General features: G+C 70.9%; 11 protein-coding genes and 1 riboswitch. Of the genes, 7 read left to right on the top strand and 4 right to left on the bottom strand.

Annotated features, from left to right (window positions below; translation table 11 throughout):
* Positions 1-46 precede the first annotated feature (46 nt).
* Together ACGFNH_RS29670 and cobG are read right to left on the bottom strand one after the other, a co-directional pair.
* Entirely contained in the window at positions 47-673 is a 627-nt protein-coding gene (locus ACGFNH_RS29670; RefSeq protein WP_393659205.1) for a precorrin-8X methylmutase, read from the bottom strand.
* 14 nt (positions 674-687) lie between these two features.
* Positions 688-1,980 carry a precorrin-3B synthase gene (cobG, locus tag ACGFNH_RS29665; RefSeq protein ID WP_393658963.1) on the bottom strand — a complete coding sequence of 431 codons (1,293 nt, stop codon included), beginning with the start codon at positions 1,978-1,980 and terminating at the stop codon, positions 688-690.
* 55 nt (positions 1,981-2,035) lie between these two features.
* Positions 2,036-2,187, top strand: a riboswitch (cobalamin riboswitch).
* Between the two features lie 33 nt (positions 2,188-2,220).
* On the opposite strand from cobG, the gene cobN reads away from it, so the two are divergent.
* The 3 genes from cobN to ACGFNH_RS29650 all read left to right on the top strand — a co-directional run bounded on the left by cobN (position 2,221) and on the right by ACGFNH_RS29650 (position 7,904).
* On the top strand, positions 2,221-5,820 hold the full coding sequence (gene cobN / locus ACGFNH_RS29660) for a cobaltochelatase subunit CobN (protein WP_393658961.1): 3,600 nt from the start codon (positions 2,221-2,223) through the stop codon (positions 5,818-5,820).
* Positions 5,821-6,255: 435 nt separating this feature from the next.
* Positions 6,256-6,756, top strand: coding sequence for a hypothetical protein (locus tag ACGFNH_RS29655; RefSeq protein ID WP_393658959.1), 501 nt, complete (start codon positions 6,256-6,258; stop codon positions 6,754-6,756).
* Positions 6,757-7,004: 248 nt separating this feature from the next.
* Positions 7,005-7,904 (top strand): hypothetical protein, encoded by a 900-nt coding sequence (locus tag ACGFNH_RS29650; RefSeq protein WP_393658957.1) that lies wholly within the window; start codon positions 7,005-7,007, stop codon positions 7,902-7,904.
* A gap of 200 nt (positions 7,905-8,104) precedes the next feature.
* Here the strand turns inward: ACGFNH_RS29650 and ACGFNH_RS29645 are convergent, their stop codons facing one another.
* Positions 8,105-10,516, bottom strand: coding sequence for an ATP-binding cassette domain-containing protein (locus tag ACGFNH_RS29645; RefSeq protein WP_393658955.1), 2,412 nt, complete (start codon positions 10,514-10,516; stop codon positions 8,105-8,107).
* An 822-nt stretch (positions 10,517-11,338) separates the two neighbouring features.
* Here ACGFNH_RS29645 and ACGFNH_RS29640 point away from each other — a divergent pair.
* The 3 genes from ACGFNH_RS29640 (at position 11,339) to ACGFNH_RS29630 (ending at position 13,541) form a co-directional block, all read left to right on the top strand.
* Complete coding sequence (locus ACGFNH_RS29640; protein WP_393658953.1) at positions 11,339-12,415, top strand: protein kinase family protein; 1,077 nt, start codon at positions 11,339-11,341, stop codon at positions 12,413-12,415.
* Positions 12,416-12,716: 301 nt separating this feature from the next.
* The gene (locus ACGFNH_RS29635) at positions 12,717-13,151 is read left to right on the top strand and encodes a VOC family protein (RefSeq protein WP_393658951.1); all 435 of its coding nucleotides are present in this window, start codon (positions 12,717-12,719) and stop codon (positions 13,149-13,151) included.
* Positions 13,152-13,286: 135 nt separating this feature from the next.
* Positions 13,287-13,541 carry a hypothetical protein gene (locus ACGFNH_RS29630; protein WP_393658949.1) on the top strand — a complete coding sequence of 85 codons (255 nt, stop codon included), beginning with the start codon at positions 13,287-13,289 and terminating at the stop codon, positions 13,539-13,541.
* Between the two features lie 70 nt (positions 13,542-13,611).
* Here the strand turns inward: ACGFNH_RS29630 and ACGFNH_RS29625 are convergent, their stop codons facing one another.
* Complete coding sequence (locus tag ACGFNH_RS29625) at positions 13,612-14,094, bottom strand: hypothetical protein (RefSeq protein ID WP_393658947.1); 483 nt, start codon at positions 14,092-14,094, stop codon at positions 13,612-13,614.
* Positions 14,095-14,328: 234 nt separating this feature from the next.
* Here ACGFNH_RS29625 and ACGFNH_RS29620 point away from each other — a divergent pair, with 234 nt between their 5' ends.
* Positions 14,329-14,781, top strand: a complete 453-nt coding sequence (locus ACGFNH_RS29620; RefSeq protein WP_393658945.1) for a hypothetical protein — start codon at positions 14,329-14,331, stop codon at positions 14,779-14,781.
* The last annotated feature ends 116 nt before the right edge of the window (positions 14,782-14,897 follow it).

The raw sequence follows: 14,897 nt of genomic DNA, 5'->3' as shown, positions 1-14,897 counted from the left end.
CCGGGGCCGAGCCCGACGCCGTAGAGCCGTCCGGTCCTCTGCTCGTTCACTCGTCCTCACTCGCGATCGCGTTGAGCGCCGCCGCCGCGATGGCGCTGCCCCCGCGGCGTCCGCGCACCACCAGGTGCTCCAGACCCGAGGAGTGCGCGGCGAGCGCGTCCTTGGACTCGGCCGCGCCGACGAACCCGACCGGCACACCGATGACGGCGGCGGGGCGCGGGGCGCCGTCCTCGATCATCTCCAGCAGCCGGAAGAGCGCGGTCGGCGCATTGCCGACGGCCACGACCGCGCCGTCCAGGCGGTCACCCCACAACTCCAGCGCGGCGGCGGTGCGTGTGGTGCCCAGGGTCTTGGCCAGTCCGGGCACGGCGGGGTCGGAGAGCGTGCACACCACGTCGTTGTCCGCCGGCAGCCGCTTGCGGGTGACGCCGCTGGCGACCATGGCCACATCGCACAGGATGGGGGCACCGGCCCGCAGGGCCTTCCGCGCGGCGAGCACCGCGTCGGGTGTGTAGAGCAGATCGCGGACCAGATCGACCATGCCGCAGGCGTGGATCATCCTGACGGCGACCTGGCTCACCTCGGCGGGCAGGCCCGCGAGGTCCGCCTCCGCACGGATGGTGGCAAAGGACTGGCGGTAGATCGCCGCGCCGTCCTTCTCGTAGTCGAACACGGTGCTCTCTCTCGTCACTGCCTGGGTGGTGTGGTCCGCGCCGCCGCTACCGCGGAGGCGAGGTCGGAAGGGTGGGTGACGGCCGGGTGTTGCCGTAGGCCGCCGAAGGAGATGTCGTAGCCGTCGCCGGTCGCCAGGACGTCCACCCACTCCCCGCGGGGGTGGCCGCAGCGGCGTTCGCAGCCGGACCAGTACACGGGGAGTCCGCCGGGTGCGGGCAGCAGGGCCGCCTCGGCGTCGGCCCGTACGTCCGCCAGGGACTTGGCGCATCCGGGCCGCCCCGTGCACGCACCGACCCCGAGCCAGGGCGACCCGGGGTCGGTGACCAGACCTGCGGCCCGGAGGTCATCGAGGCGGCGGGGTGCCGACGCACGGGGAAGCCCGGGCACGACCACTCCCCGCCAAGGGGTGAGGCGCAGTTCACCGCGGCCGTCATGGCCGGCGACGGCCGCCAGCAGCCGCCACTGTGCGACCGTGAGTCTGCCGAGCGGGGCCAGGACCGACACCGCTCGGGCGCCGTCGGGTCCCTCGATCAAGCCGGGCTCGGGCCCTTCGGAGCCGTGGGGCAGGACCGCACCGGCCGGGGCGGCGGCCACGCCCTCCGTCACGAGAGACCGGAGCAGATCGCGGGCCAACGCCTCGCCGCCGTCGGGCAGTTCGCGGATCCGCCAGGCGCGGATGCCGCGCTCCCGCACCGAGGTGACGAAGGTCTCGGCCGCGGCGAGGGCGGCACGCGGCGCGTCATCGCCCGGCACGCGGACCGCCGGTGAGCCTCCCATGTGCACGGCGGCGTACGGTCCTTCCGCCTCTGCGACGATCGTCACATCGGCGCCGAGCCCCGCGACGTCGCCGCGGCCGTCGTCGACGGCGAAGAGGAACCTTCCGGACAGGTCGGCGGCGGTCCCGCTCACGCACACCAGGCCGTCCAGCCCCCGGGCCCAGGGCTGCACATCGCGCCGGCCCGTACGGTCGAGGCCCGACAGGGGTGAGGCCACGATGTTGCGCACCCGCTCGTGCCGGCGCGAGGGCAGAAGTCCCGCGGCGTCGAGGAGTTCCGCGAGTTCGCTCCCGCAGCCGTCGCCGAGCCCGCGCATCTGCACATTGCCGCGCGAGGTCAGGTGCAGCTCACCGTCACCGAGCCGCTCGGCGACGTCGGCGAGAACACCCGCCTGATCGACGTCCAACACCCCCGCGGGTATGCGCACCCGCGCCAGCGCCCCATCGTCCGCGGAGTGGAGACGGAGCGCACCGGGGCACGCGTCGTCACGGTTCCGCGCAGGTGGGAGCGGTGCGGAGGGGGAGGGCATGGCGGCGAGCATACCCATCGGCACATCGGCCGTATGCCCCGCATCCACCGGCCCGCCCTTACTATGATCCCGGCGGGCCGGCCGGCCTGCCATCGCCATCGACGGCGACAGGGGAGGAAGCCCGGTGAGAATCCGGCGCGGTCCCGCCACTGTGAATCCGGTGACAGCCGGATGAGCCAGGAACTCCCGCCGTCAGACACCGCCCGGGGCGCGGACACCCCGAGGAAGGCCAGACGCCGCATGATCCTGCTCCTGTCGACGTCCGACACCGACCTGCTCAGCGCCCGTGCGGCGAACGGGCCCGTGCCCTACCGCTACGCCAATCCCTCGCGACTCGGCCTCGACGAGCTCCCCGCTCTGCTGGACGGCGTCGACCTGGTGGTCGTACGTCTCCTCGGCGGCGTCCGCGCCTGGCAGGAAGGCCTGGACCAACTGCGCGGCAGCGGCCGCCCGGTGGTCGTCCTCACCGGCGAACAGGCCCCCGACGCCCAGTTGATGGAGGCCTCCACCGTCCCGGTGGGGATCGCCGCGGAGGCCCACGCGTACCTGGCCCACGGCGGCCCGGCCAACCTCGACCAGCTCGCCCGGTTCCTCTCCGACACCGTGCTGCTCACCGGGCACGGCTTCGAGCCGCCCGCACCCGCGCCGACCTGGGGCCCGCTGGAGCGCACCGCGCGTGCCGACGCCGAGGGCCCGTGCATCGCGGTGCTCTACTACCGCGCCCACCACATGAGCGGCAACACCGCCTTCGTCGACACCCTCTGCGGTGCGATCGAGGACGCCGGCGGCCGGCCGCTGCCCCTGTACGTGGCTTCCCTCCGCGCCCCCGAACCCGACCTCATCGACGCGCTCCGCGGCGCGGACGCCATCGTCACCACCGTCCTGGCGGCCGGCGGCACCCGGCCCGCCGAGGCGTCGGCGGGCGGTGACGACGAGAGCTGGGACGCCGGGGCGCTGACCGGCCTGGACGTCCCCATCCTGCAGGCGCTGTGCCTGACCGGCTCGCGCGGCGACTGGGAGGACAACGACGAAGGTGTCTCACCGCTCGACGCCGCCAGCCAGATCGCCGTACCGGAGTTCGACGGCCGGCTCATCACCGTGCCGTTCTCCTTCAAGGAGATCGACCAGGACGGTCTCCCCGCGTACATCGCGGATCCCGAACGGGCCGCCCGTGTCGCCGGGATCGCCGTCCGTCATGCCCGGCTGCGCCACATCCCCGCCGCCGACAAGCGACTGGCCCTGGTCCTCTCCGCGTACCCGACCAAGCACTCCCGCATCGGCAACGCGGTCGGGCTCGACACCCCCGCCAGCGCCGTCGCGCTGCTGCGCCGGCTGCGGACCGAGGGCTTCGACTTCGGCGACGAGCCCGTCCCCGGCCTGGAGTCCGGCGACGGCGACGAGCTGATCCGCGCGCTCATCGAGGCCGGCGGCCACGACCAGGACTGGCTCACCGAGGAACAGCTCGCCCGGAACCCGGTCCGTATCCCGGCCGCGGACTACCGGCGCTGGTTCGCCACGCTCCCCGCCGAACTGCGGGAGTCCGTCGAGGAGCACTGGGGGCCCGCGCCCGGCGAGATGTTCGTCGACCGCAGCCGCAATCCGGAGGGCGACATCGTCCTCGCCGCGCTGCGCCGCAAGAATCTGCTCATCCTCATCCAGCCGCCCCGCGGCTTCGGCGAGAACCCCATCGCCATCTACCACGACCCCGATCTGCCGCCCTCCCACCACTACTTGGCGGCCTACCGCTGGATCGCGGCCGCCGCGGGCGACGGCGGTTTCGGCGCCGACGCCATGATCCATCTCGGAAAGCACGGCAATCTGGAGTGGCTGCCGGGCAAGAACGCCGGCCTGTCCTCCGCCTGCGCCCCCGACGCCGCCCTCGGCGACATCCCGCTCATCTACCCGTTCCTGGTCAATGACCCGGGCGAGGGCACGCAGGCCAAGCGCCGCGTCCACGCCACCCTCGTCGACCACCTCGTACCGCCCATGGCCCGCGCCGAGTCCTACGGGGACATCGCGCGCCTGGAGCAACTCCTCGACGAGTACGCCGCGATCTCCTCCATGGACCCGGCGAAGCTGCCCGCGATCCGCGCCCAGATCTGGACACTCATCCAGGCCGCCAAGCTCGACCACGACCTCGGCCTCGACGACCGCCCGGACGACGACGGCTTCGACGACTTCCTCCTCCATGTCGACGGCTGGCTGTGCGAGGTCAAGGACGCCCAGATCCGCGACGGCCTCCATGTCCTCGGCCAGGCGCCCACCGGGCCCGACCGCGTCAACCTCGTTCTCGCCATCCTCCGCGCCCGCCAGATCTGGGGCGGTACGGCGGCCCTGCCCGGACTGCGGGAGGCCCTTGGCCTGGACGAGTCCGCGGCCACCCGTACCTCCGCGGACGCGGTCGAGGAACAGGCGCGCGCGCTGGTGCAGTCGATGGAGGACGCGAACTGGGATCCGGCAGCCGTCGAGCGCGTCGCCGACGGGCACCCTGCGGACACGGCCCCCATCCTCGACTTCGCCGCGCGCGAGGTCGTCCCGCGGCTGGGCGCCACGACCGCCGAACTCGACCACGCCGTGCACGCCTTGGCCGGTGGGTTCGTCCCGGCCGGGCCTTCCGGTTCCCCGCTGCGCGGTCTGGTCAATGTGCTGCCGACCGGGCGCAACTTCTACTCCGTCGACCCCAAGGCCGTACCTTCACGGCTGGCGTGGGAGACCGGTGTCGCTCTCGCCGACTCCCTTCTGGAGCGCTACCGCGGCGACAACGGCGAATGGCCCACCTCCGTGGGACTGTCCCTGTGGGGCACCAGCGCGATGCGCACCTCCGGTGACGACGTCGCCGAAGCGCTCGCCCTGCTCGGCATCCGGCCCGTCTGGGATGACGCGTCCCGCCGCGTCACCGGCCTCGAACCCATCCCCCTCGACGAGCTCGGCCGCCCGCGGATCGACGTGACCCTGCGCATCTCGGGCTTCTTCCGCGACGCGTTCCCCCACACCATCGGCCTCCTCGACGACGCCGTACGGCTGGCGGCGTCGCTCGACGAGCCCGCCGGGTCCAACTTCGTCCGCGCGCACGCGCAGGCCGACCTCGCCGCGCACGGCGACGAACGCCGCGCCACCACCCGTATCTTCGGCTCCCGGCCCGGCACGTACGGCGCCGGCCTCCTCCAGCTCATCGACAGCCGCGACTGGCGCACCGACGCCGACCTCGCGGAGGTCTACACCGTGTGGGGCGGCTACGCCTACGGGCGCGAACTGGACGGGTGCCCGGCGCGGGAGGACATGGAGACCGCGTACCGGCGCATCGCCGTGGCGGCGAAGAACACGGACACGCGCGAACACGACATCGCCGACTCCGACGACTACTTCCAGTACCACGGCGGCATGGTCGCGGCCGTGCGCGCCCTGCGCGGCTCGGCGCCCGAGGCGTACATCGGGGACTCCACCCGCCCCGAGACCGTCCGCACCCGCACGCTGGTCGAGGAGACCTCGCGCGTCTTCCGCGCCCGTGTGGTCAACCCCCGCTGGATCGAGGCGATGCGCCGCCACGGCTACAAGGGTGCCTTCGAACTCGCCGCGACCGTGGACTACCTCTTCGGCTACGACGCGACGACCGACGTCATCGCCGACTGGATGTACGACAAGCTCACCGAGACGTACGTCCTGGACCCGGAGAACCGGGCCTTCCTCCAGGAGGCCAACCCGTGGGCGCTCCACGGCATCGCCGAACGGCTGCTGGAGGCGGAGTCCCGGGGCATGTGGGCCAAGCCCGACCCCGCGGTGCTCGAGGCGCTGCGGCAGGTCTTCCTGGAGGCGGAGGGCGACCTGGAGGGCGACGACTGACGGGCGTCCGGACGCAGACGGGCATCCGGACGCGGGGGCCCCTCGCCACCAACTGGCCCACCGGTCACCGGGGTTCGCCGCCGATGACCGGGTAGGGCACGACGTGCTGCTGTGCTCGTCGACGGCGAGGGGCTGTCCCAGCGGGGGCGTAATGGGGGGCAGTTCAGGCGTTCGCAGCTACGGCGGCCCGTACCGATCGGTGTGCCCGCCGAGGCGTTGCCGGGTTCGAGACCGTCGGAGTGGCCGGTCCGGAGAGCTCGTCGCCGATCCCCAGGCCCACCGACTGCCTCCCTTCCCCCGACGCCGCATCGAGAGGAAGCCTCGGCCGGGCTCCCGGCGCGCCCGTGTCCGTGCGGATCCCCGAGCGACGGCCACATGCCGCGAGCACGAAAGGGAACGGACGTATGAGTGGAGATTGGTGTACATCTGGGGCCCATGGATGAGATCGCACACCCCCGGACCGAGGCCCGGCGTACCGAATCCGCGACACCGGGACCGCAGAGCCCGGCCGCGGCGCGGAACGATACCGGCCCCCGGTGGATATCGGCGCTCCTCTGGACGCTGGCAGCCTTCGACCTCGGGCTCGCACTGACGGCTTTCACGGCCCCGGCGTGGTGGTTCGACATCATGCACGGCGCCCCCTACGTGGACCCGCAAGGACTCCTCCCCCGAACCGGCGCCACATGGGCCATGTTCGCCCTGCTCCAGGCGACGGCAGCGCTCCGCTGGCGGCAGGAACCCGCCTGGCTGTTCGCCATCGCCGCACTGCGCGCCAGCGACATGGCGACCGACTGGACCTACGTGGGGGCCAGCAGTCAGCTCTCCTCCGTGGGCAGCGTCCTCCTCACCGGCGCCTCCCCCGCCAACCTGGCCCTGGCCGTGGTTCTGTGGGCCTGCTGGAAGAAGCGGACGCACTCGGTGAGTGCCGCGCGTTGACCCTGATCCGGCACAGACCGCCGGGTACGCGCGGGAGCAGTTGCCGCACTGCGCCGACGGCGCTGTTCTCGAATGCGGCCTGCTCCGCTGCGTAGGGAGGTAGTCCTTACTCATGCGTACGGGCCCGGTTTCGTACGAGAGTTCACCAGGCCGTACGAGGGCCCTGCACCGTCCCCAGCCACCCGCTGGCAGAGCGCCACCAGGTATCGCAGCCGTGACCAGCAGCCGCAGTACACCGGAGGTCGACCGTGATCAGCACACCGAGTAATCCAGGCCGCCGCCGCTTCGTCCAAGCCGTGATGGCGGGATGCGCGGCCGGGGCGATGGGACTCGTGGGAACCAGAGCGACCGCCGGAGAACCCGCCCCGGGCCGCTCCGCCGGCGGCAGCGCGAGGCGAGCGTCGGCGGACGGAATACCCGACCGCCCCGCGGACGCGCGGACCGGAAGTGCCGTACTGGCCGCGACCGACGGCCTGTCCTCCGCCGAGCGCGACCAGGTCTTCGCCGACGAACTGGCCAACGGCAATCTCCCTGATTTCCTGCGCTCCTTCACCGAGATCGAGCTCACCGCATCGGAGGCTGCCGGCGCACAGACGGCCGTCGTCCTGGTGATGCCCGACTACCTCGCCGTGGGCTCGGACGAGGACTGGTTGCGCGTACCCCTGACGTGCGTGGCGGCCCAACGGCTGGCCGACGCCTGGGGTCTGCAGATTCCCACCACGAAGGTCGTGGACGCCGCCTGGAAGCAGGCCGCGCTCCAGCTCACTCCGTCCCCGCTCCCGGCCGGGCCGGACATGGGGTCCAATGCCTATATCGCCAAGCACCAGAAGCTCATCGAGGAGCAGCGCGGGGACGCTCCGCACGACCTCACGGCCGGGCAGAAGAAGGATGTGGTCGTCAGCAACCGCATGACATCCCACCCCTCTTCCGTGGCGATCTACGGCTGGCACGGAAGGGACGGTGTCCCGATCCAGCCGCTCAGCACCGCCCACGAGAAGGCCTACACCGACTACAGCCACGGCATCCGCCTGGTCGGCGGGACGGTACGGGTGGACGGTGAGGACCGCCCGTTCGCGGACGTCGTGGCGGACTCCGCACTGGCCAACCTGCTGAGCGACGAGGGCCCGATCGGCACGCCGCACTACTGAGTTCGCCCGTTCGCTCCCGCTCGTCCGGGCCCGAACTCCCGTGCCCGCACTGCCGGGGGCCGCACTGCGGTACTCGAAGGCCGTTCCCCTGTACTCGAAGGCCGTTCCCGCACCGCCGTACCCGCACTGCCGGGGCCCGTATGCCTGACGCGCGTCCCGCGACAGGAAACGGGCCCCGGTGGTGTTCGCGAGGGGCTCGGTCAGGCGCCGATGTAGTCCGCGAGGTGCTCGCCGGTGAGGGTGGAGCGGTCGGCGACCAGGTCGCCGGGTGTGCCCTCGAAGACGACCCGGCCGCCGTCGTGACCGGCGCCGGGGCCGAGGTCGATGATCCAGTCGGCGTGCGCCATGACCGCCTGGTGGTGCTCGATGACGATGACCGACTTGCCGGAGTCGACGAGCCGGTCCAGCAGGCCGAGCAGGTGCTCGACGTCGGCGAGGTGCAGGCCGGTGGTCGGCTCGTCGAGCACGTAGACACCCCCCTTCTCGCCCATGTGGGTCGCCAGCTTGAGCCGCTGCCGCTCGCCGCCGGACAGCGTGGTGAGCGGCTGGCCGAGCCTGAGGTAGCCGAGCCCCACATCGGCGAGCCGGTCGAGGACGGCGTGCGCCGCCGGGGTGCGCGCCTCCCCGGCGCCGAAGAACTCCTCGGCCTCGGCCACCGACATCGCGAGCACCTCGCTGATGTCGCGGCCGCCGAGGTGGTATTCCAGCACCGATGCCTGGAACCGCTTCCCCTCGCACTCCTCGCAGGGGGTGGCGACTCCGGCCATCATCGCCAGGTCGGTGTAGATGACGCCGGCGCCGTTGCAGGTGGGGCAGGCACCCTCGGAGTTGGCGCTGAACAGCGCGGGCTTCACGCCGTTGGCCTTCGCGAACGCCTTCCGGATCGGCTCGAGCAGTCCTGTGTACGTCGCCGGGTTGCTCCGTCGCGAGCCGCGGATCGCGGTCTGGTCGATCGCCACCACGCCCGCGTCGGCGGCATCTGCGTTCTTGACCAGCGACCCGTGCACGAGCGAGCTTTTGCCCGAGCCGGCGACGCCAGTGACGACGACGAGCGCCCCCAGCGGGATGTCCACGTCGACGTCGCGCAGATTGTGCGTCGTCGCGCCGCGGATCTCCAGCGCCCCGGTGGGCTTCCGCACCGTCTCCTTGAGGGCGGCCCGGTCGTCGAGATGGCGGCCGGTGATGGTGCCGCCGGTCCGCAGCCCCTCGACGGTGCCCTCGAAGCAGACGGTGCCGCCCTCCGTACCGGCGCCGGGGCCGAGGTCGACGACGTGGTCGGCGATCGCGATCATCTCCGGCTTGTGCTCCACGACGAGCACCGTGTTGCCCTTGTCCCGCAGCCGCAGCAGCAGCTCGTTCATCCGCTGGATGTCATGGGGGTGCAGGCCGATGCTGGGCTCGTCGAAGACGTAGGTGACGTCGGTGAGTGACGAGCCGAGGTGGCGGATCATCTTGACGCGCTGCGCCTCGCCGCCCGACAGCGTGCCGGACGCCCGGTCGAGCGAGAGGTAGCCGAGGCCGATCCCCACGAACGAGTCGAGGGTCTGCTGCAACGTGGTGAGCAGCGGCGCCACCGACGGCTCGTCGAGGCCGCGGACCCACTCGGCCAGGTCGCTGATCTGCATCGCGCAGGCGTCGGCGATGCTGATCTTCTTGATCTTCGACGAGCGTGCCGCCTCACTGAGCCGGGTGCCACCGCACTCGGGGCAGGACGTGAAGGTGACCGCCCGCTCCACGAACGCCCGGATGTGCGGCTGCAGCGCCTCCTTGTCCTTGGACAGGAAGGACTTCTGAATCTTGGGGATCAACCCCTCGTAGGTGAGGTTCACCCCCTCGACCTTCACCTTGGTCGCTTCCCGGTAGAGGAAGTCGTGCATCTCCTTCTTGGTGAACTTGCGGATCGGCTTGTTCGGGTCGAGAAAGCCCGACTCGGCGTAGACCCGCACGGTCCAGAAGCTGTCCGACTTCCAGCCGGGGATGGTGAACGCGCCCTCGGCGAGCGACTTGGAATCGTCGTAGAGCTGGGTCAGGTCGATGTCGGAGACCGTGCCCCGGCCTTCGCAGCGCGTGCACATGCCGCCGGTGCGGCTGAAGGTCACCTTCTCGGCCTTGGATTTGGAGGGCCCGCGGTCGACCGTCATCGCACCGCTCGCCTTGACCGAGGCGACGTTGAAGGAGAAGGCGTTGGGCGAGCCGATGTGCGGCTTTCCGAGCCTGCTGAAGAGGATGCGCAACATCGCGTTCGCGTCGGTGGCTGTGCCGACCGTGGAGCGGATGTCGGCCCCCATGCGCTGCTGGTCGACGATGATCGCGGTCGTCAGCCCGTCGAGTACGTCGACCTCGGGCCGCGCCTGCGTCGGCATGAAGCCCTGCACGAAGGAGCTGTAGGTCTCGTTGATCATCCGCTGCGACTCCGCGGCGATCGTGTTGAACACCAGGGAGCTCTTGCCCGAGCCGGAGACGCCGGTGAAGACCGTCAGGCGGCGCTTCGGGATCGCGATGCTGACGTCCTTGAGATTGTTCTCACGGGCGCCGTGCACGCGGATCAGATCGTGGTTGTCGGCAACGTGCGACGCAGGCGACTGCGGGCCCGTCCTCGTGGCCTTGCTCATCGTGTCTCCATCTGTTGGGCGGGGCCGTCTGCGCGGTCTCCGTCGGTGTCGCCTGGCTCGATCTGCCCAGCTCCGAGCAGTACGTCTCGTTCTACTTCGTCGGCGCGGCCGCAGCAACGGTCCGCTGCCCACCTCATCGGCGGTGTCGGCCGGGGTGGCGCGAAGCGCGCCCGTCCGGCGTGGGTCGTGACCCAGCTCATCGCGGCGCATGCGATGGCATCGTGATGTCCATGGCGTGACGCTAGCCGCGGCCCGGTGACCTCCGCTTCTCGAATCCTGATCGGTCCGGTCTCCCCTTCGTCACGCACGACGGAATCCCGTCTGTCGAACCCGCCGCGTGGTGCTTGTAGGTGGTGGGCGGTGACGCCGAGGTCGCCATCGCCGCCATGCAACAGCGCCATCGCGCGCTCGATCCGCGTCATGAGGTAGCCGTACGGTGACTCGCCGTAGCCGTTGGATCGAGGGTGCAGTCGACCGACTCGATCGGCCGGCGGACCCGCCCCGCCACCGGGCCTCCGAGTGGCACCCGAAGAAAGCCTGAGCCACAGCACGACAGAGGGGTTCGGAGTCACGAGCAGCGGCGGTCTGCCGAGGCACCGGGTTCCTCCATTTTCGTCGTCGATCTTCACATAGGCTGCGGTCAGGAGGGTGCTCAGGTCGTCGTCACGCACGGATCTGGACGCCCTCTGCCCGCTCCGGAAGCCGAACCGCGGAGCCACGCGTCGTTGCGCTCGGCGGGACTGCGGAGTTATTGCGGGACTGCGGAGCCATTGCAGAATCGAGGTCGGCACCCAGGTGGAGGCCGAAGTGAAGTGCCCTGACATGTCGCGCGGTGCGCGTCTGACCGCCCATGGTGCCGTCTCCACATCCCTGGCCCTGCGCAGTGATCGCGCCCTGCGCGAACTCGTGGACACGGCCGTGCCGATCGGATCCGGCATCGGCGGGAAGTCGGCCCTCATGGAGGTCGCCGGAACCCCGGTCTTCGTGAAGCGGGTGCCCCTCACGGACGTGGAGAGGCAGCCTGAGCACGTCCGGTCCACGGCGAATCTGTTCGAGCTGCCTGTCTTCTGCCAGTACGGCGTCGGCACCATCGGCGGGCCGGGCTTCGGGGCCTGGAGAGAGCTCGCCGTGCACACCATGACGACGAACTGGGTGCTCGCGGCAGAACACGAGGGCTTCCCCCTGATGTACCACTGGAGGGTGCTGCCGGACTCGATGCCACTGCCCGAGGAACTGGCCGACGTCGAACGGGCTGTTGCCTACTGGGGCGGCGGATCGTCGGTTCGCCGCCGGATCGAGGCTCTTCAACAGTCCTCGGCGAGCGTCGCGCTGTTCCTGGAGTACATCCCGGAGAACCTGCACCAGTGGCTGGGCACCCAGGTCGAAGCAGGCGACGAGAGCGCCAACCGAGCCTGCGCCATGGTGGAGAGAGAACTGGCAGCCGGCACCTCGTACATGAACAGCCGCGGACTCCTGCACTTCGACGCGCACTTCGAGAACGTCCTGACCGACGGGCGGCGCCTCTACTTCGCGGACTACGGCCTCGCCATGTCCTCCGGGTTCGCGCTGTCGCACGACGAGGCCGCCTTCTTCGACCGGCACCAGACCTACGACCAGTGCTACACCGCCACATATCTGGTGAACTGGCTGGTCACCGCTCTGCACGGATACCAGAGGGAGGACCAGGACGGCCGCTACGCACTGGTGCGCGCCTACGCAGAGGGCAAGCGCCCCACAGGAATCCCGGAGGAGGCCGCGGCGATCCTCGCCCGGCATGCGCCGATCGCCGCGCTGATGTCCGACTTCAACCGCGAGTTCCAGCGCCGGAGCAGGCAGACGCCATACCCGCTGGAGGAGATCCGCCGGCTTGGCGGGATACACAGCTCCTCCATTTGCTGACGTACACCTGGCGGCCGGCCGCACCGCAGATGGTGTTGTCCGTACGCCTCCCAGGAGGCTCTGCTCCATCCGTCCGCGTCGGATGGCACGGCTGCCCCCAGGCACGTCAGGCACGGCCCCGGTCAGCAGGTGGAAAATTCATTGAGCCTCGGGTGATCATGTGGCAGGCTCGCCAGCCTTGACCGGATCACCAAATTGCACGGCGACGGGGTGGACATCGATGCGTCCTGGTGGTCGCGTCTGCTCTCCACGCGGCGATGACGTCCGGGGTTCGGTGAACAGCACGCGATCGGGAGGGCTGATGGCATCGATCAAGCAGTTCCAAGTCACCTTCGACTGCGCCGAACCCGAGCGCGTCGCTCGGTTCTGGTGCGAGGTGTTGGGATACGTCGTACCACCGCCACCGAAGGGGTTTGCCACGTGGGAGGATTTCCAGCGCTCGCAGCCACCTGAGGAGCGGGATTCATGGTTCGCCTGCAGTGATCCCACAGGTGTGGGCCCGCGACTGTTCTTCCAGCGCGTCCCCGAAGGCAAGGTCGTCAAGAATCGGCTGCATCTTGACGTGCGGGTCGGCACCGGACTCGTGGGTGAGGAGCGCCTGGCCGCACTTGAGGCCGAGTGCGCACGACTGGTCCCGCTCGGCGCGGTACGCGGGCAACTGCTGCTTGCCGATGGAGTCAACGAGTCGTGCCTCGGGATGCAAGACATCGAGGGCAATGAGTTCTGTCTCGACTGAGGGGCCGCGAACGTGTCCTCGTTCTGTCCCCATGGGCCAGGACGAAGAACCGCCCCAGACCTGTCGGGGCGCTGCAGCCCCTCCCGCACGTTCCGGCGATGGAACCCGTGCCTTCGGGCGAGCGCCCGGACACCCATGCCCTCAAGCCGCGCGTCCCGCCTCCTCGCCTCGATGCACCGGGTCGACGAGGCCGCGCAGGGCTCCCCCGGTCTCATCCGGATCGGGGCCTGGCGGGATCAGAAGAGCGACCGGCTGATCGGCCTCGCCCTGTGGGAATCACAGGAGGCCTTCCAGGCGTCCGCCGAGGAGATCTTCCGGACCGTCGCGGACGACCCGTTCGACCAGTGGTACCGGCGGCCGCCCGAGGTCTTCCACCTCGACCCCGCCTAGGCGCACCATGAGCGGTGCGGCACCGGCCCGCCTCTCCGATGACCGGCCTCGGCCGTCCGGGCCCCGCCGCCTAGGTGTCGTGTCGCGCAGGCCGGTAGCCGCGGACGTAGTCGACCGCGAACTCCTTGGGGTAGGGACGGGCCGGCGCGGGGGCGCTGGGGTCGTCGGGGAACTCGTAGAAGCCGTGGTGCGGCGTGTAGAGGCGGACGTCCTCCTGCGCCTCCCGCACGGTGAGGCCGGGCTTGAAGCGGAGCTGCCCGACGTTGCTGCCGACCGGGCCGGAGAACAGCCCGGTCTGCAGGGAGGAGACGCGGATGCCGCCGTCGAACTCCGGGGACCAGGGCTGCTGGTCCTGCTCGATCAGCAGCCGCAGGGTGCCGTCCCCGATCCGGTACCGCGCGGCCGTCGACGCGCGGGAGCTCCAGTGCGGCAGGTAGTACGGCAGCCAGCGGCTCTCCTCCAGGGCGTCGCCGTCGAAGGTGTCCTCGAACTCCAGCACGTAGCCGTCCTTGGTCACCGGAGAGAAGACGCGCGGTTCCGGGAGCTCGGCCATGGAATCCCCTTCCAGGAACCCTCTCTGGGGCGGCGACTCTACCGTCCGTGAGGTACGGCCATCACGCCCCGACGCGTACGGCCGTACCTCAGCTGCGTGCACGTGAAGATCGCGTCGCGATGTGGAACCCGGCAGTGCAGTTGGCAGTCTTTCCCGGAGCAGACGTGGAGCAGGGTCGCAGTCACGGCGAGTGACAACGGCGGGAGCGAACCGCCCCGGTGGAGAGGGAGAACGATGATCAGCGCAGGAACAGGACGGTCCGAGCGCCCGAGAGAAGTCGAGATGGCCTTCTGGCTGTCGGTGGCGGCAATGGCCATCCAGGCCGTCATGTGGGTGCTGGACGTGTTCGTCATCGCGCCCACGGGACTGCAGCAGATGCGCGATGCGGACGGGCAGGACACAGCGATGGTGCAGGCCGCCGTCTCCGGCGCCGTGACGGTCGTCATCACGGGGCTGTGGCTCTTCGTCGCCGTGATGATGCGGGCGGGCCGCAACTGGGCCCGGATCGTGCTCACGGTCGGCGCCGGCTTGAGCGTGTTGTTCCTGATGAACAGCCTGAGCATGAGCGGCTTCGCGTGGGACGAGGTGGTCCACTCGCTCCCGGACGCGGTGGCCGTCGCGGTCGTCGTGCTGATGTTCCTGCCGGGCTCGCAGGCGTACTTCTCCCCCGCCCCGCGTACCGCATAGCGACCGACCGACCGGCCGTGGGGGGGGGGGGGGGGGGGGGGGGGGGGGGGGGGGGGGGGGGGGGCGGGGGGGGGGGCCCGCCCCGGGGCGGGGGGGGGGGGGGGGGGCGGGCGGGG

Source organism: Streptomyces sp. NPDC048639 (genome assembly GCF_043199075.1).
GTDB lineage: Bacteria > Actinomycetota > Actinomycetes > Streptomycetales > Streptomycetaceae > Streptomyces.
Note: the sequence above shows the minus strand (reverse complement) of the source record. Positions and strands in the feature narration are given on the sequence as shown.